We start from the raw sequence: 16,531 nt of genomic DNA, 5'->3' as shown, positions 1-16,531 counted from the left end.
ATAAATTACGCTAAAATTATTCGATAAATATAAGTTCAGTCAGCAGCAGGAATTCTATGCGAAACCGCACATTAGCCGATTTAGATCGGGTAGTTGCCCTAGGCGGAGGTCATGGCCTTGGGCGTGTCATGTCCTCTCTTTCATCACTCGGTTCCCGCCTCACGGGCATCGTTACCACGACAGATAATGGTGGCTCTACTGGAAGAATCCGACGTTCTGAAGGTGGTATTGCCTGGGGAGATACCCGCAATTGTTTAAATCAGCTTATTACCGAACCCAGCGTTGCATCAGCAATGTTTGAGTATCGTTTCGGTGGTAATGGAGAATTGGCAGGACATAACCTGGGTAATCTGATGCTTAAAGCATTAGATCATTTAAGTATCAGACCGCTTGAAGCGATTAATTTAATCCGCAGTTTATTAAAAGTTAATGCTCATCTTATTCCAATGTCTGAGCAGCCGGTTGACCTGATGGCAATAGATGATCAAGGCAATACTATTTATGGCGAAGTTAATGTTGATCAATTGAATTGTATCCCTCAGGAGTTGATGCTTTATCCTCCTGCGACAGCAACAAAAGAAGCACTGGATGCGATTACTCAAGCAGATCTGATTATTATCGGTCCCGGTAGCTTCTTTACCAGTCTGATGCCATTACTATTACTTGAAGATTTAACTCAAGCACTGCGCCGCAGTAACGCCAATATGATTTATATCGGTAATCTCGGGAAAGAATTGAGTATTGCCGCAGCCAAGCTAACACTGAAAGATAAGCTAGAAATAATGGAACATAAAATTGGCTGCCGGATGATTGATGCGGTCATTGTCGGTCCTTGTACAGATACGAGTGAGCTCAGCGACCGAATTGTTACTCAGCAAATACTGGAAGCACAGGATATCCCCTACCGCCACGACCGTGAATTACTGCATCAGGCGTTGGAAAATACCCTGCAAAACCTTGGCTAGTCATGAATTAGCAATAAACTGCTCCCGCAATATTTGCACCTGATCGCGAACATTGGCCGCCAATTCGAACTCAAGATCCTGCGCATGCTGGTACATTTTCGCCTCCAGCTCGCGGATTTTGTTTTCCAACTCTTTGGCGGATAGCTTGCTAAATGCTTCTGTTGTGGCAACCGCTTTGCCTTTGGTTTTCCCTTTACCGCCAGCAGGCTGTCCAATTTGCAAAATATCACCGATCTTCTTATTCAGACCTTTTGGAACAATACCGCGTTCTGCATTAAATATTTGCTGCTTGGTACGACGGCGTTCCGTTTCACCAATCGCTTTCGCCATTGAATCTGTGATTTTATCGCCATAAAGAATCGCTTTACCGTGCAGGTTACGAGCGGCACGTCCAATAGTTTGAATTAATGAACGTTCAGAACGCAGAAAACCTTCTTTGTCAGCATCAAGAATTGCCACCAGAGAGACTTCTGGCATATCCAACCCTTCCCTCAGCAAGTTAATGCCTACCAATACATCAAACTCACCTAAACGAAGGTCCCGGATAATTTCCACCCGTTCAACGGTATCAATATCTGAGTGCAAATAACGAACACGCTCACCGTGTTCTTCCAAATACTCAGTTAAATCCTCTGCCATTCTCTTAGTCAGAGTCGTGACTAACACCCGCTCATTTTTCACCGCCCGAATGCGAATTTCAGATAATAGATCATCAACCTGAGTTGTTACCGGGCGAACCTCCACTTCAGGATCAAGTAAACCAGTAGGACGCACCACTTGCTCCACCACATCACCCCCAGATTTTTCTAGTTCATATTTACCTGGTGTCGCAGAAACATAAATTGTCTGTGGAGCTAGTGCTTCAAATTCTTCAAATCGTAATGGTCGGTTATCCAGTGCGGAAGGCATACGGAAACCATATTCCACTAACGTTTCTTTACGGGAACGATCTCCTCGGTACATCCCACCGATTTGCGGGATAGTAACATGCGATTCATCCACCACCAGCAAACCATCAGCTGGGAGGTAATCAAACAATGTTGGAGGTGGTTCTCCTTCGGTACGACCAGAAAGGTAACGGGAATAGTTTTCAATACCAGAGCAATAACCCAGTTCATTCATCATTTCCAAATCAAACTGAGTACGCTGAGTAATACGCTGTTCTTCCAGTAACTTACCATTTGCCAGCAATACTTTTCGTCGCTGTTCAAGCTCAATTTTAATTTGTTCCATCGCCTGAATAATACGCTCACGCGGAGTAACATAGTGAGTTTTTGGATAAACAGTATACCGGGGAACATTGTATTGAACCTGTCCTGTCAATGGATCAAACAGTGACAACCGTTCCACTTCATCATCAAACAATTCAACACGCAGGGCATGCTCATCAGATTCAGCTGGAAAGATATCAATTACCTCACCACGTACTCTGAATGTACCCCGCTGAAATACCTGATCATTACGGGTATATTGCAGTTCGGCCAAACGTCGCAGAATTGAACGCTGATCAATGATCATACCATTGGTCAAGTGGAGCATCATTTTTAAGTAACTATCCGGATCACCCAAACCGTAAATAGCCGATACAGATGCAACCACTATCACATCCCGTCGCTCCAACAAAGCCTTAGTAGCAGATAAGCGCATTTGTTCGATATGCTCGTTTACCGAGGCATCTTTTTCTATAAAAGTATCAGAACTCGGGACATAAGCCTCAGGCTGGTAATAATCGTAGTAGGAAACAAAATATTCTACCGCATTCTCGGGGAAGAAATCCTTCATTTCACTGTAAAGCTGAGCCGCCAGTGTCTTGTTTGGAGCAAGTACCATGGTTGGTCGGTTTAAATTAGCTATCACATTAGCAATAGTGAATGTTTTACCTGACCCTGTTACTCCTAGTAGAGTCTGATGGGCAAGCCCGTCCTCTAACCCTTCCTGCAATTGGCAAATGGCCTCTGGTTGATCACCACCAGGCTCGAAGTCAGAATGTAATTTGAACACCTTACTCATTAGGTATCTCACTTTTCCAAAACTAATCCATCTATAATACTGGATAAAAAACCAGCTTCAAGCCAGTTTTACAAAAACATACTCAATTCAGATAACTCCTCTATTAATTAGTTCATTAACATCAAAATAAATACGACTTTATCCCCAAAATCATCTTGATTTTTTCATTTTTTATCTGATCAACTGAAAGGTGACAACACGAGACATCATTACCGGACCACAAGGCTTGATTTTAGTTAACTTATTGATATAAAACAGAATTAAAACAAAGACGAGAATAACATCAACCTTGATGAAAGCCGCGTATTTTCTTGCGTTGCGCAACTTTTCTAAGTCTAATACACAAGGTTATCCACAGGAATAGTGGATAACTCGACAAACCCTATTAACAATACGAAGTTGCAACATCATCCCACAAAAGAGGTAATCTCTATCAGTAAAAGTTTTTACTATTCTTTTAATCTTTAATCCTAATTATTCACTACAGGAAAATGAATACGTCAGCTAAAAGAATAAGAATTTTCTTATTGCAATTTGTTGCAAAATGAACTAGAGCTGTTTGGTTCTATCAGCATAAGGGGATATTGTGGCAAATTGATCTGACTGTCTTAAACAATAAACAATGCTAATTTCAAGGCAAAACTTTTAATAATGCAAGATATAGCAGTGCCATCTTTGTTAAACGATAGAAAACTTACTGAAAAATATGATCTTTTATGCCGGAAAATGTTTCCGGCATTTAACTATAATAATAATTCAATTAATCAGTAATTTTAAATCTATATACTCACCTAAATGATTAAAATAATCTCCCGTCAAATGAGGAATAACTCCTAATAAAGGAGCAGGTAATATATGTTCTAATGTCACCAAATATTCTTTCTGACGTTTACCCGCAGGTTCAACTTCATTGGCTATCCAACCTGCAAGATGTAATCCTGAAAGTTTAATCGCTTCTGCGGTAAGTATCGCGTGATTAATACAACCTAGTTTTACACCCACTGTCAGAATAACGGGTAATTGCTCTTTAACTACCCAGTCAGCAAAAGTCGCCGATTCTGATAAAGGAGTATACCAACCACCAGCACCTTCTACTAAAACCCAATCCGCTTTATTTTCTAACCAGCGCAATCCTTCAGACATAACAGAAAAATCAATCGGTCGACCTAAATCAGCACTGACAATATGAGGTGATGTCGCTTCAACAAATACCAATGGATTAACTTCATCATATTGCAAGGGTACAGAACTATTTGCCATTAATGCCAATGCATCCGAATTACGAATTCCTTCCGGCGTTATTTCACTCCCCGAAGCCACTGGCTTATAACCCGCTGTCTTATATCCCGATTTATTCGCAGCTTGTAGCAAAGCACAACTTACAACTGTTTTACCCACTTCAGTATCTGTACCCGTTAAAAACCAGCCCTTAGTCACGATAAATAACTCCAAAAATAACCTGATAACTGAGAGGTAAGTGTTTATTTTCTCGCGGATAAGCCTGTTCCAAAGCAGTTAATCGTCCTCGGGTCATCAGTCCCTGCTGGCGCCCACAATGAAGATGAGTCGCGCCAATCCCTTTCAGGGAGGCCAATAGAGGAAGGATATTAGGATATTGCTGACGATAGACCTGACTAATCAAGCGATGTCGGAAACCTTGGCAAGCATCTTTAATCGTCTGTTGTGGCAGAAAATGATTAATATGCTGATAATTATCAACTGCACTCCAGGCTTGCTTCAATTCATATAACGAACCTTGTGCCAACGTGGAAAACAGAATCAATCCGCCAGAACGGGTTACTCGGTAAAGCTCTTTTAAAGCGCTGGATAAATTATCACACCATTGAACGGCCAGATTACTAAAACAGATATCAACACTGCCATCAGCAAGCCCTAAACATTCAATATCCCCTTGTAGGTAATAATCAGCAACTCGTTGTTGACGAGCATGATCCAACATACCTGATGCCAAATCCAGTGCAATCACCTGCTTCCCCTGCTGCCGCCAACGGTGACTGAAGAAACCGGTACCACAGCCAGCATCCAATACTAATTTTCCAGGATGCCCATCTACTTGTTGCATGAGAAATTCACCCGTTTGCTGCTGCAATTTTGCCACAACATCATAATTGGCAGCAGCTCGCCCAAATGCTCCGGCAATCGCCCGTTTATTAACAGATTCAGCAACGGAACTCATACAACGCCTCCATCAGCCTATCAATATCCTGCTGCGTATGACTGGCAGTCAGTGTAATACGTAGTCTGGCACTACCCGAAGGTACTGTTGGTGGACGAATAGCTTTGACCCAAATACCTTTTTGTTGCAGATATTGGGATAAAGATAGACTTAGTTCATTATCGCCAATAATCAATGGCTGGATCGCCATCTCTGAATCTATCAGGGTAAATGGCAGTTTCTGTGCTTGCTGGCGGAAATAATCAATATTCTGTTGTAATTGTTGACGCAATTCATCACCAGCTTGTATCTGCCGGACCGCTTCAGAGATAGCCTGTGCTTGCGCCGGAGGCATAGAAGTACTGTAGATAAGATGACGGGAGGATTGAATCAGATATTCTGCTGTCTGCTCATCACAAAGCACCGCAGCACCACTCAGCCCAAATGCTTTGCCAAAAGTCACAATCAGGATTTCTGGTTTTACTTTCTGTTGCCAGCAACTTCCTCTACCCTGTTCACCACAGACACCAATACCATGAGCATCATCCACCATTAACCAGTTTCCAGCAGCGTTGGTTTGCTGATAAATATCAGACAATGGTGCCCGGTCACCATCCATACTGAACACGCCTTCCGTCACTACCAACGTTTTTCCAACACAAGGTTTTGCCAGTAAATCCTTAAGTGATTCAGGTTGATTATGCAGAAAACGCTGTAGTTGAGCGGGGGAATGCATGGCGGCTTCTATTAATGAGGCATGACTCAGACGATCTGCAATAATTCGATCCTGTTTCGTCATTAACGCCGCAATTACCCCCTGGTTAGCGGAATATCCTGAAATAAACAGTAATGCTTTTGAATAACCCAACCAATCAGCCAATTGTTGTTCCAGCACCTGATGAGCTGTTGTATAACCGATAATATGGCCGGAACCACCACTTCCGACACCATATTGTTCCGCGCCTTGCTGCCATGCGGAAATGACCGCGGAATTTGTACTTAACCCAAGATAATCATTACTGGAAAAATTGAGATATTTACCCTCAGTGGTATATAAAAATCGCCCGTTTGATTTCTGATTAACCTGTCGCTGCCGCCATAAAGAAGAGTCCCGGAGCTGAGACAATTGTCGGGAAAAATAAGCTGACCAATTCATCATAATGCCGCATTATAAAATTGTTCGTTATCTGCATTAATGATGGCTTCAGCCAAATACTGTTGCTGCTGATTATCACCGAATGCCGTCTGCGTCTGCTGAGGATTAATACCCAATTTGCGGAATAGTTGTAAATCCTTATCTTCAGCCGGATTAGGTGTAGTCAATAATTTACAGCCATAAAAAATAGAATTGGCGCCAGCCATAAAACACATTGCCTGCGTCTGCTCATTCATCTGTTCACGGCCTGCGGATAACCGAACATGAGAAGCCGGCATCATAATCCTGGCAACGGCAATTGTGCGGATAAAATCAAAAGGGTCGACATCTTCATTATCAGCCAGTGGAGTGCCTTTGACTTTCACCAGCATATTGATTGGTACACTTTCCGGCGGTTTTGGCAAATTCGCCAGTTGCACCAGCAAAGCGGCCCGATCACGAATTTCTTCGCCCAAGCCAACAATACCCCCAGAACAGACTTTTATTCCTGCATCCCGAACGTTATCGAGAGTATCCAGCCTGTCCTGATAGGTCCGGGTAGTAATAATGTTGCCATAAAATTCTGGCGAGGTATCAAGGTTGTGGTTGTAATAATCTAATCCCGCGTCCGCCAATCGCTGAGCTTGTGAACCATTGAGCATGCCAAGCGTCATGCAAGTTTCCATCCCTAATGCTTTGACTTCCTTAACCATTTTTTCCAGATAGGGCATATCCCGCTCATGAGGATTTTTCCACGCCGCCCCCATACAAAAACGAGTAGAACCCGCATTCTTAGCTTTACGAGCAGAATCAATTACCTGCTCCACTTCCATCAACCGTTCTTTTTCAAGCCCAGTTTTATAACGGGAACTTTGTGGGCAATATTTACAATCTTCCGGACAAGCGCCCGTTTTGATGGAAAGTAATGTACTAACCTGTACCTGTTGTGGGTCAAAATGCATGCGGTGAACCTGCTGTGCTTGAAATAATAATTCAAAAAAAGGCTTACCGAACAGTTCTTGTGCCTGCTTAATTGTCCATTGCTTGCGTTCAATCACAATGACATCTCCAATGTGAAAAAAGTCTCGTCAGTTTAAATAATGCCGTTATACTGTCAACCAATTTCAAATAAATTAGTTTACATGTAGCTATTATGATTTCTTCCGATATTGAATTTGATCTGCGCCATATCTGGCATCCTTATACCTCCATGACCAAACCGCTCCCGGTTTACCCTGTTATTAGCGCTTCTGGAGTGGAACTAGAACTCGCTGATGGCTGTAAGCTGATAGATGGCATGTCTTCGTGGTGGTCTGCCATTCATGGATATAACCATCCGGTACTGAATCAAGCAGCTAAGGCTCAGATTGATAAGATGTCTCATGTGATGTTTGGTGGAATAACTCACCCATCTGCGGTCGCACTGTGCAGACAGTTGGTGGCTATCTCTGCACCAACGCTCGAATGCGTATTTCTGGCTGATTCAGGTTCTGTTGCGGTGGAAGTGGCGTTGAAAATGGCGTTGCAATATTGGCAAGCAAAGGGTGAAAAACGTCAGCGCATTTTGACATTACGTCATGGTTATCATGGTGACACGTTCGGCGCAATGTCTGTCTGTGATCCCGACAATTCGATGCACAATCTTTACAAAGGCTATCTACCACCACATCTGTTTGCCGCATCACCTCAGTGTGGATTTCATTCTCAATGGGATGAACAGGATATCGCCCCATTCCGTGCTTTACTGGAGCAGTATTCCCATGAGATTGCTGCTGTGATCCTGGAACCTGTTGTACAAGGTGCTGGGGGAATGCGGATTTATCATCCCGAATATCTACGCCAGGTCAGAGCGCTCTGTGATCAACATCAGATTCTGCTAATTGCGGATGAAATTGCCACCGGTTTTGGTCGCACAGGAAAATTGTTCGCCTGTGAACACGCTGAAATTGAGCCGGACATTTTATGTGTAGGAAAAGCACTGACAGGCGGCTATATGACGCTATCAGCAACGCTGACAACACGTAAAGTAGCCGATACTATCAGCAACGGTGAGGCAGGCTGTTTTATGCATGGCCCAACATTCATGGGAAACCCATTAGCGTGCGCTGTAGCAGAAGCCAGTTTAAAATTGTTATTACAAAGCCCCTGGCAACAACGAATTAAATCAATTGAAAACCAATTAAATACTGAGCTGATGCCACTAAAATCCCATGAAAAAGTCGCTGATGTCCGGGTATTAGGTGCTATTGGGGTGGTAGAGATGAAACAACCGGTGAATATGGCAGTATTACAACACCATTTTGTTGCTCAAGGTGTCTGGATTAGGCCATTTGGCAAGCTGATTTATCTGATGCCACCTTATATTATTCAACCAGAGCAGCTTACATGTCTGACAAGAGCGGTCTCCAGCGCAATTAATTTGTGATTTTCTATTTTCCTGAAATTACAGATAACGCATAAATTTATGCCAGTGATAATGGAACAAAGATGAAGGGTATATACCCAATAAATTTCGAGTTGCAGCGCGGCGGCAAGTGAACGAATTCCCAGGAGCATAGATAACTATGTGACTGGGGTGAGTGAAAGCAGCCAACAAAGCAGCAACTTGAAGGATAAAGGGTATATAACGTATTGGCTATCCGTTCCATTATCACCAACACATTAATCTATCGCCAGCACCGTTACCCACATCGGACCTTTACCAACGGGATAACGGGTTAATTCAGTCAATTTACCGGTATATTTATCGATAGAAGAAACTGAGATATGGTCAGACTTCTGGCCGGATACAATCAGATATTTGCCACTATGATCGATAGCAAAACCGCGGGGCTGGGTTTCAGTTTTATAATGTCCAGCCAAAGTCAGATTGAAACCATCCGGTGAAATAATAAAATGGCTAATCAGGCTTGAAGTACGTTCGCTGGTATAAAGGTGACGACCATCCGGTGTAATATGAATATCCGCGGACCAACGAACACCCGCTAAATCCTTCGGCAATGAATCAATAGTCTGAACAATTCGGTATTTCTCCCACTTGCGATAAACATCAACAGTAGAGTCCAATTCATTAATACAATAAATCACCTGTTGATTTGGGTGGAAAGCCATATGACGAGGACCCGCGCCCATTGCAGTAGTCACTTCCTCCGCCCGCTTTTCGACCAAAAAACCCTCTGCTACCATCTCAAAAATACGCGTGTGGTCTTCTTTCAGACAAGGAACCAATAACTGTTTATTATCCCAATCAATATTGGCTGAATGCGGAGCTTGCAAGTCTTCAATGACCTGAACAGGCGCGCCGACAATACCTTGATCATCAATTGGGTTAACACTCAGATTGTTATAACTATAGGAAACAGAAAACAAAAAACGACCTTGCTTATCAGTAGAAATGTGCGTCGGGCTGCCAGGTATTGGTGAAATTCCTTGCTGCACTAACTCTCCATTAGAACCAATCTGGTAAGTGACAATACAGAATTGTGGACGGACTCCAACATAAAGATGCTTACGATCCGGACTAACCACCATGGGCTGCACTTCTCCCGGCACATCAACTACCTGAATCAACGATAATTCACCCGCATTATTCATGTTCCAAACATGAATTTGGCGACTGTTTGGGCTCGCTGTATAAACCACCTGTTTCATCTTCACTCCTCAATTATCCGTTACTATTTATTGACCTGTAGCGACGCTTTATTAATTTTATCAGTTAAACTCATCGCACAATTGGCTTAACTTCATTCAATTACAGTGTAATATTGTTACATTATATATAGTTATGAGGCTAATCTATGACATATCGCGTTATTGCATTGGATCTTGATGGTACATTACTGGCTCCTCAAAAAAATATCTTGCCAGAATCACTTATTGCCGTGAATGAAGCCCGTAAAGCAGGTGTTAAGGTGCTGATTGTTACTGGCCGGCATCACGTCACTATCCACCCCTTTTATCAAGCTTTGCAGCTTGATACTCCTGCTATCTGCTGTAATGGTGCTTATCTGTATGATTACCATGAAAAGAAAGTATTAGCCTCAGATCCGCTATCATCTCAGGAAGCTATAAAAGTTCTCACATACTTGCAAGGTACTGATATTCACCGTCTGATGTATGTGGATGATGCCATGTTATATGAAGAACTGCATGACACAATTGCCCGTACCATGAAATGGTCTGAAACTCTGCCTGAATCTCAACGCCCAACTATGCAGCATGTCAGTAGTTTTCAGCATGCGATTAGTAAAGTGCAATTCATCTGGAAATTTGCCACCTGTTCCCCTGATTTAGTAAAACTGCGAGAAATTACTGAACAGATCGAAAATGATATCGGTCTGGAATGTGAATGGTCATGGTTTGATCAAGTCGATATCGCTAAGAAAGGCAACAGTAAAGGGATGCGTTTGAAACAGTGGGTCGAATCACAGGGAATGAGCATGAAAGATGTTATCGCTTTCGGTGATAATTTTAATGATCTGAGCATGCTGGAAACCGCCGGACTGGGGGTTGCCATGGGTAATAGTGTGAATGCAGTCAAAGAGCGTGCTGATCTGGTAACGCTAGATAACACGCAGCCCGGTATTGCCGAAGTTATCCGCAAATATATTCTTTAACTGCTGATAACGATACCCACAAGACTATACTCAGGAACATTCTCAAAGGGGCCCACAATAGCGTCAGTAGGTGTCCCCTTCGGAGAAACAGACGGCAAATTTTCCTCTTAAGGACAAATATTACAGTTGCCGGTTCAGAGAAACACTTTTTATCTGGGCATAAAGCCACTGCCCTGGCCGCAAATTAAGTTCATCCCTTGCCCACGGAGTAATTCTTGCCCATAAGTAATGACCTCTCAACGTCAATTTAACATCTACCTGCCCATCATCATCAAAAAATTCAACCACTTTCGCCGCCAAAATATTACGAATACTGCTACCACGCGGCGGTTCCAATACTAATGAAACATCTGAAGCATCTATTCTGATACGCAAATCGGTTCCCGGTTGAGCATCAATTTTCGGCAACCACAAAGCCTGATCAGCTAGCGCTACCGCTGTCATTGCATAACGAGTATGATGTTCCACCATTGAAACATTCAGAATGCTACTTAGCGTCTCTTTTTGTAACCAAAGGCGTAGCGCATCGCTGGACCAAACTTCTTCCAATTTCCCGACAGCTCTGACCTTACCGTTATCCATTACGATCACATTTTCAGCCAGGCGAAGAATTTCATCCAGATGGTGGCTGACATACAAGATCGGAATTTTGACATCCTCAGAAAGCCTTTCAAGATAAGGCAACAATTCCCGTTTACGGGGAAGATCTAAAGATGCTAGTGGCTCATCCATTAAAAGCAGTTCAGGGGCAGTCAACAAAGCACGACCGATAGCAACCCGCTGTTTTTCACCGCCGGACAATGTCATAGGAAAACGAGATAATAAATGCTCAATCCCCAGCAAACTAATAATGCTATCAAATTCCGGCTTCATCACTGAAGACATGCCGTATTGAAGATTACCTTTTATCCGATAATGGGGAAAAAGCCGGGCATCCTGAAAAACATAACCTATACGGCGCTGCTCTGGTGGCAGGCAGATACCTTTTTCAATATCCACCAATGTATGATCATTGAGGATAACCCGCCCTTTATGTGGACGTACCAAGCCAGCAATAGCATTTATCAGTGAAGTTTTCCCAGCGCCTGAAAGACCAAAAACAGCCGTGATACCTGCTGTTGGCAATTGCGTGTTAACCTGCAAATGCAGATCACCAAGTTGTTTTTCAAAATCTAACACTAACATGTTGTTGCCCCCAGACGTTTCCTGCCCCAACGGGTTAACCACTCAGAAATCATCAGTGACACCAACGCAAGAATAATCGCAATGACACATAAACGAGCCGCAGCAATTTCTGCTCCGGGCGTTTCAATCAGGGTATACATTGCCAAAGGGATTGTTCGTGTTTCACCTGGAATATTAGATACAAAGGTGATAGTTGCCCCAAATTCACCTAATGAACGAGCAAACGCCAGAATAGTACCAACAATGACACCAGGCAAAGAAAGAGGAAGTGTAATGGTAAAAAATACTCTAAACGGATTCGCCCCTAGAGTGCGGGCAGCCTGTTCCAAACGTCGATCGACACCTTCCAACGCCAGACGTATTGCCCTGACCATCAGCGGGAAAGCCACAACAGCAGAAGCCAGGGCAGCACCACACCAACTGAATGCAAAACTTATCCCAAACCAATCATATAACCATTCACCAATAAATCCACGACGCCCCATACTGATCAACAGTAAATATCCCACTACCACTGGCGGTAATACCAGCGGTAAGTGGATGATACTGTCAAGTAAGGATTTACCGGGAAACCGGAAACGAACAAGAATCCACGCCATCAAAATTCCAAATGGTAGACTGAATAACACCGCCACACCTGAAACTTTCAGACTCAAGACAATGGCTTGCCATTCGTATTCACTCAACATCTCCAAAAGATTTATTCCTAAAGTGGTCGAAAACCGTAACGTTTGAAAATTGCTGCGGCTTCAGGAGTTTTCAAATATTCATAAAAACTGAGGACTACCGGATTACTATGATCTTTGATAATTGCCATTGGATATTCAATAGGTTTGTGGCTTTCTTCCGGGAAAATCCCCACAACTTTAACTTTATCACTGGCAACTGCATCTGAACCATAAACAATCCCCAATGGTACTTCAGCACGTTCCACCAATGCCATACCACTGCGTACATTACTGGTACGAGCCAACAGAGGATTAACCATCTCCCACCCCCCCAAATACTGCAACGATTCTTTGGCATAGATACCAACTGGAACATGATCCGGATCTCCGACCGCAAGGCGACCACCGTTCAGCAAAGATTTCCATTTTGTCTCTTTATTAATCTCAAGTTGATCGAATTTGCTGTCTTGCGGTGCAATCAGAACCAATTGATTTCCCAGAATAGTAAAGCGGGTTTTATTAATGATCAGTTTCTTTCCAGCAACATAATCCATCCACTGCTGATCCGCAGAAATAAAAATATCTGCCGGAGCGCCTTGTTCAATCTGACGAGCCAAAGTAGAAGATGATGCATAAGAAACCACCACATCCCCTTTTTTCTCTTGTTTATATTGTCTCGAAATATCATCAAGTGCATTGGTCAGTGAGGCAGCAGCGAATACTGTTACTTTTTCCGTAGCCCACACCTGCCACACCAAAGAAAAAGAAAAAACAACTCCCATCAATAGCTTGCTAAAACTCTTTTTCATCTGTTTTCACCTGTTTATCACCAATTAGTTCGCTGTATATAACAAGATATAGCGTTAAATGGAAGACTATCTCAATATTAATCGGCAAGTTGTGAGCAACTTTCACTATCTGATTTAATTTGAATTAATATGCTATAATAATAAAATCATGAGAGTAAAAATGAATGAGTTGCAGTGAGCTAAAACAAATTACCCGACGAACCGTCGGGCAATTAAAATCGCATCTGGTGTGCAAAGAAATATTAATTTTACTTCTCAGAATGGCCAATACGGGAAATCATATTAAACAGTTCCCCAAAGCCATAAATTAAACATAAAATTCCGGCTGTCACTACTGGTACCATGACCAGTGCGAAAGCCATACTTTTAATCAATTCAAACATAATAGCCTCACATAATGGCTCATAAAATGAGCCGACAACATAACATACTTTTAACCATAGCAAGTAATAGCGCTATAATTGGTATCATTCTAAACAAAGACAAACAACTATAACCGGCTAAACGTGCGTTTTTGCGAGTTAACCAATAAAAATTTACAATTTTATTTCCTGAAAAAAACTATCATGCAAGCAGAAATTCTATTAACACTGAAATTACAACAACGGTTATTCGCAGATCCGCGGCGAATATTATTACTAAAACAGATTAAAATAACAGGTTCTATCAGTCAGGGAGCAAAACTGGCTGGCATCAGTTATAAAAGCGCTTGGGATGCCATCAACGAAATGAATCAACTAGCAGATGAAATATTGGTAGACCGAGCTACCGGTGGTAAAGGCGGCGGCGGAGCAAATCTGACTATTTATGGTGAACGTCTGTTACAACTTTATGATTTACTGGCACAAATTCAACAAAAAGCCTTTGATGTGCTGAAAGATGACAAACTTCCCCTCGATAGCTTATTAGCTGCGATTTCCCGTTTTTCCCTGCAAACCAGTGCCCGTAATCAATTTTTTGGCACCATTACTGACCGTAACCACAATCAGGTACAGCAACATATCCGCATATTGTTGGCAGATGGTCAAACATCACTGAATGCAGCCCTGACAGAGCAAAGTGCTAACCACCTTAGTCTGGTAAAAGGTAAGGAAGTATTGGTCCTGATTAAAGCGCCTTGGGTGAAACTCACCAAAGAGCAATTCCCAGTCAGCCATTTTGATAATGCCCTGACAGGCCAAATCAGCCAAATCGAAACCGGAGAAGAGAGCACAGAAGTCATCGTCGTTCTTGATGGTGGTGAAACCCTTTGTTCTACTCTATCTAATCAAGAAGCTGACAACTTAAAACTACACCCTAAAGATAAAATCACGGCGCTTTTCAATGCCGATCAGATAATTATTGCCACTCTTTGCTGAAATGTTAATTAAAAGTGAATATTGACATTCAGCGTCAATTCCGCTTATTTGTGAGAACATATTTGCATTGCTTAAATAAGGAATAATAAAGATGTCTGAATTGCAAATAACGCAAGGCTGTTTCCGTTTAAGTGATATCCGTACCTTACAATTACCATCACTGAAAATCACCTCTGGAGAAAGTTGGGCTTTTGTTGGTGCTAACGGCAGCGGAAAATCATCATTAGCTCGCGCGCTTTCAAATGAATTAGTCCAACTTTCTGGTGAACGAGATTGCTCATTTCATACATGTACCCGAGTCTCTTCTGAACAATTACAAAAACTGATTGAAGAAGAATGGCAACGCAACAACACTGATCTATTGAGTGATGATGAAGATGACACCGGTCATACCGCAGCAGAAATTATTCAACTTCATCATAAAGATAATGAACTCTGTCTTGAACTGGCAAAACAGTTCGGCATTATGGATTTACTTTCCCGCCGTTTTAAATATCTTTCTACCGGTGAAACGCGAAAAACAGTACTTTGCCAGGCACTGATGACTTCACCTGATTTACTTATCCTTGATGAACCTTTTGATGGTCTTGATGCATTTGCCCGTGGTCAATTTGCTGAATTATTAGAAACATTGTCATCAAAAGGAATCGTTTTAGTACTCATTCTTAACCGATTCAGTGAAATCCCAGATTTCGTTAATCAAATTGGTGTACTAGCAGATTGCCATTTGACATCTATTGGCTCGAAAGAAAAAGTGATGGCAGATTCACTGGTTGCTCAACTCATACACAGTGAAAAACTTGGTGGCGTTCATTTACCAGAAGTGGATGAACTCCGCATAGATGATCGATTAGCATCTGATCAGCCGTTGATTATTCTACGTAATGGTGTCGTTCAGTATAATGACCGGCCCATTTTATATGGCCTGAACTGGCAGGTAAATCCGGGCGAAAACTGGCAAATTATTGGGCAAAACGGGGCTGGAAAATCAACGCTTCTCAGCCTGATCACAGGCGATCACCCTCAAGGCTACAGTAATGAACTCATTCTTTTTGGCCGTCAACGTGGCAGCGGTGAAACCATTTGGGATATCAAACGCCATATTGGCTATCTCAGTAACAGCATGCATCTGGAATACCGTATTAGTATCAGTGTGCGTAATGTCATTCTGTCCGGCTTCTTCGATTCAATTGGTCTTTATCAGGCGGTATCAGATCGCCAGCAACAACTTGCTAATGAATGGCTAGCCTTACTGGGGCTATCAGGCCAGGTTGCTAACAGCTCATTTCATAGCCTTTCATGGGGACAACAACGACTGGTTCTGATAGCTCGCGCATTGGTTAAACATCCTGCTTTATTGATCCTTGACGAACCTCTTCAAGGGCTTGATCCACTAAACCGTCAGCTAGTATTACGTTTCATCGATATCATGATCGCTGACGGTGATACTCAACTCCTGTTTGTTTCTCATCATCAGGAGGACGCCCCACAATGTATCACTCACCGGCTGATATTTATTCCTAATGGTGATATATACCACTACAAAACTGAGAAAACTGCTGATTGACTGCTGATAATTACCCGTTGTTATCAACGGGACTACTTATCC

At 42.6% G+C, this 16,531-nt stretch carries 15 protein-coding genes; 5 read left to right on the top strand and 10 right to left on the bottom strand.

Annotation, left to right across the window (positions count from 1 at the left end):
• Positions 1 to 56 precede the first annotated feature (56 nt).
• A complete protein-coding gene (yvcK, locus tag BDD30_RS16245; RefSeq protein ID WP_015835064.1) occupies positions 57 to 965 on the top strand; it encodes a uridine diphosphate-N-acetylglucosamine-binding protein YvcK in 909 nt (302 codons plus the stop codon).
• Here the strand turns inward: yvcK and uvrB are convergent, their stop codons facing one another.
• The 5 genes from uvrB to bioB all read right to left on the bottom strand — a co-directional run bounded on the left by uvrB (position 966) and on the right by bioB (position 7,344).
• A complete protein-coding gene (gene uvrB / locus BDD30_RS16240; RefSeq protein WP_041382142.1) occupies positions 966 to 2,975 on the bottom strand; it encodes an excinuclease ABC subunit UvrB in 2,010 nt (669 codons plus the stop codon).
• Between the two features lie 756 nt (positions 2,976 to 3,731).
• Positions 3,732 to 4,412: a dethiobiotin synthase gene (gene bioD, locus BDD30_RS16235; RefSeq protein WP_015835066.1), complete on the bottom strand. Its 681-nt coding sequence runs from the start codon at positions 4,410 to 4,412 to the stop codon at positions 3,732 to 3,734.
• Positions 4,405 to 5,172 (bottom strand): malonyl-ACP O-methyltransferase BioC, encoded by a 768-nt coding sequence (gene bioC, locus BDD30_RS16230; protein ID WP_015835067.1) that lies wholly within the window; start codon positions 5,170 to 5,172, stop codon positions 4,405 to 4,407. The genes bioD and bioC overlap by 8 nt, the downstream gene beginning before the upstream one ends.
• Positions 5,156 to 6,307 carry an 8-amino-7-oxononanoate synthase gene (bioF, locus tag BDD30_RS16225; RefSeq protein WP_041382144.1) on the bottom strand — a complete coding sequence of 384 codons (1,152 nt, stop codon included), beginning with the start codon at positions 6,305 to 6,307 and terminating at the stop codon, positions 5,156 to 5,158. Before bioF ends, bioC begins: the two co-directional genes overlap by 17 nt.
• Positions 6,307 to 7,344 carry a biotin synthase BioB gene (gene bioB, locus BDD30_RS16220; protein WP_015835069.1) on the bottom strand — a complete coding sequence of 346 codons (1,038 nt, stop codon included), beginning with the start codon at positions 7,342 to 7,344 and terminating at the stop codon, positions 6,307 to 6,309. The genes bioF and bioB overlap by 1 nt, the downstream gene beginning before the upstream one ends.
• 95 nt (positions 7,345 to 7,439) lie before the next feature.
• Between bioB and bioA the strand changes: the two genes are divergently transcribed.
• Positions 7,440 to 8,711: an adenosylmethionine--8-amino-7-oxononanoate transaminase gene (bioA, locus tag BDD30_RS16215; RefSeq protein WP_015835070.1), complete on the top strand. Its 1,272-nt coding sequence runs from the start codon at positions 7,440 to 7,442 to the stop codon at positions 8,709 to 8,711.
• A gap of 236 nt (positions 8,712 to 8,947) precedes the next feature.
• Here the strand turns inward: bioA and pgl are convergent, their stop codons facing one another.
• The gene (pgl, locus tag BDD30_RS16205; RefSeq protein ID WP_015835071.1) at positions 8,948 to 9,937 is read right to left on the bottom strand and encodes a 6-phosphogluconolactonase; all 990 of its coding nucleotides are present in this window, start codon (positions 9,935 to 9,937) and stop codon (positions 8,948 to 8,950) included.
• Between the two features lie 146 nt (positions 9,938 to 10,083).
• Between pgl and BDD30_RS16200 the strand changes: the two genes are divergently transcribed.
• Positions 10,084 to 10,902: a pyridoxal phosphatase gene (locus tag BDD30_RS16200; protein WP_015835072.1), complete on the top strand. Its 819-nt coding sequence runs from the start codon at positions 10,084 to 10,086 to the stop codon at positions 10,900 to 10,902.
• A gap of 120 nt (positions 10,903 to 11,022) precedes the next feature.
• Here the strand turns inward: BDD30_RS16200 and modC are convergent, their stop codons facing one another.
• From modC to BDD30_RS16180, 4 genes are all read right to left on the bottom strand, one after another.
• Positions 11,023 to 12,087: a molybdenum ABC transporter ATP-binding protein ModC gene (gene modC, locus BDD30_RS16195; protein WP_015835073.1), complete on the bottom strand. Its 1,065-nt coding sequence runs from the start codon at positions 12,085 to 12,087 to the stop codon at positions 11,023 to 11,025.
• Positions 12,081 to 12,776, bottom strand: a complete 696-nt coding sequence (gene modB, locus BDD30_RS16190; RefSeq protein WP_041382146.1) for a molybdate ABC transporter permease subunit — start codon at positions 12,774 to 12,776, stop codon at positions 12,081 to 12,083. The genes modC and modB overlap by 7 nt, the downstream gene beginning before the upstream one ends.
• Positions 12,777 to 12,793: 17 nt before the next feature.
• Complete coding sequence (gene modA / locus BDD30_RS16185; RefSeq protein WP_015835075.1) at positions 12,794 to 13,564, bottom strand: molybdate ABC transporter substrate-binding protein; 771 nt, start codon at positions 13,562 to 13,564, stop codon at positions 12,794 to 12,796.
• A gap of 248 nt (positions 13,565 to 13,812) precedes the next feature.
• Positions 13,813 to 13,947 (bottom strand): AcrZ family multidrug efflux pump-associated protein, encoded by a 135-nt coding sequence (locus BDD30_RS16180; protein ID WP_071823733.1) that lies wholly within the window; start codon positions 13,945 to 13,947, stop codon positions 13,813 to 13,815.
• Positions 13,948 to 14,130: 183 nt separating this feature from the next.
• On the opposite strand from BDD30_RS16180, the gene modE reads away from it, so the two are divergent.
• Together modE and modF are read left to right on the top strand one after the other, a co-directional pair.
• Positions 14,131 to 14,922 (top strand): molybdenum-dependent transcriptional regulator, encoded by a 792-nt coding sequence (modE, locus tag BDD30_RS16175; protein WP_041382148.1) that lies wholly within the window; start codon positions 14,131 to 14,133, stop codon positions 14,920 to 14,922.
• A gap of 91 nt (positions 14,923 to 15,013) precedes the next feature.
• Positions 15,014 to 16,489, top strand: a complete 1,476-nt coding sequence (modF, locus tag BDD30_RS16170) for a molybdate ABC transporter ATP-binding protein ModF (RefSeq protein WP_015835077.1) — start codon at positions 15,014 to 15,016, stop codon at positions 16,487 to 16,489.
• Positions 16,490 to 16,531 lie beyond the last annotated feature (42 nt).

The organism is Photorhabdus asymbiotica (genome assembly GCF_003634575.1).
GTDB classification, from domain to species: Bacteria; Pseudomonadota; Gammaproteobacteria; order Enterobacterales; family Enterobacteriaceae; genus Photorhabdus; species Photorhabdus asymbiotica.
Note: the sequence above shows the minus strand (reverse complement) of the source record. Positions and strands in the feature narration are given on the sequence as shown.

What these genes read in the sequence shown, in the direction of transcription:
- yvcK (WP_015835064.1), top strand. Translation starts at nt 57, where the DNA reads ATGCGAAACCGCACATTAGCCGATTTAGATCGGGTAGTTGCCCTAGGC.
- uvrB (WP_041382142.1), bottom strand. Translation starts at nt 2,975, where the DNA reads ATGAGTAAGGTGTTCAAATTACATTCTGACTTCGAGCCTGGTGGTGAT.
- bioC (WP_015835067.1), bottom strand. Translation starts at nt 5,172, where the DNA reads ATGAGTTCCGTTGCTGAATCTGTTAATAAACGGGCGATTGCCGGAGCA.
- bioF (WP_041382144.1), bottom strand. Translation starts at nt 6,307, where the DNA reads ATGAATTGGTCAGCTTATTTTTCCCGACAATTGTCTCAGCTCCGGGAC.
- bioA (WP_015835070.1), top strand. Translation starts at nt 7,440, where the DNA reads ATGATTTCTTCCGATATTGAATTTGATCTGCGCCATATCTGGCATCCT.
- pgl (WP_015835071.1), bottom strand. Translation starts at nt 9,937, where the DNA reads ATGAAACAGGTGGTTTATACAGCGAGCCCAAACAGTCGCCAAATTCAT.
- BDD30_RS16200 (WP_015835072.1), top strand. Translation starts at nt 10,084, where the DNA reads ATGACATATCGCGTTATTGCATTGGATCTTGATGGTACATTACTGGCT.
- modC (WP_015835073.1), bottom strand. Translation starts at nt 12,087, where the DNA reads ATGTTAGTGTTAGATTTTGAAAAACAACTTGGTGATCTGCATTTGCAG.
- modB (WP_041382146.1), bottom strand. Translation starts at nt 12,776, where the DNA reads ATGTTGAGTGAATACGAATGGCAAGCCATTGTCTTGAGTCTGAAAGTT.
- modA (WP_015835075.1), bottom strand. Translation starts at nt 13,564, where the DNA reads ATGAAAAAGAGTTTTAGCAAGCTATTGATGGGAGTTGTTTTTTCTTTT.
- BDD30_RS16180 (WP_071823733.1), bottom strand. Translation starts at nt 13,947, where the DNA reads ATGTTTGAATTGATTAAAAGTATGGCTTTCGCACTGGTCATGGTACCA.
- modE (WP_041382148.1), top strand. Translation starts at nt 14,131, where the DNA reads ATGCAAGCAGAAATTCTATTAACACTGAAATTACAACAACGGTTATTC.
- modF (WP_015835077.1), top strand. Translation starts at nt 15,014, where the DNA reads ATGTCTGAATTGCAAATAACGCAAGGCTGTTTCCGTTTAAGTGATATC.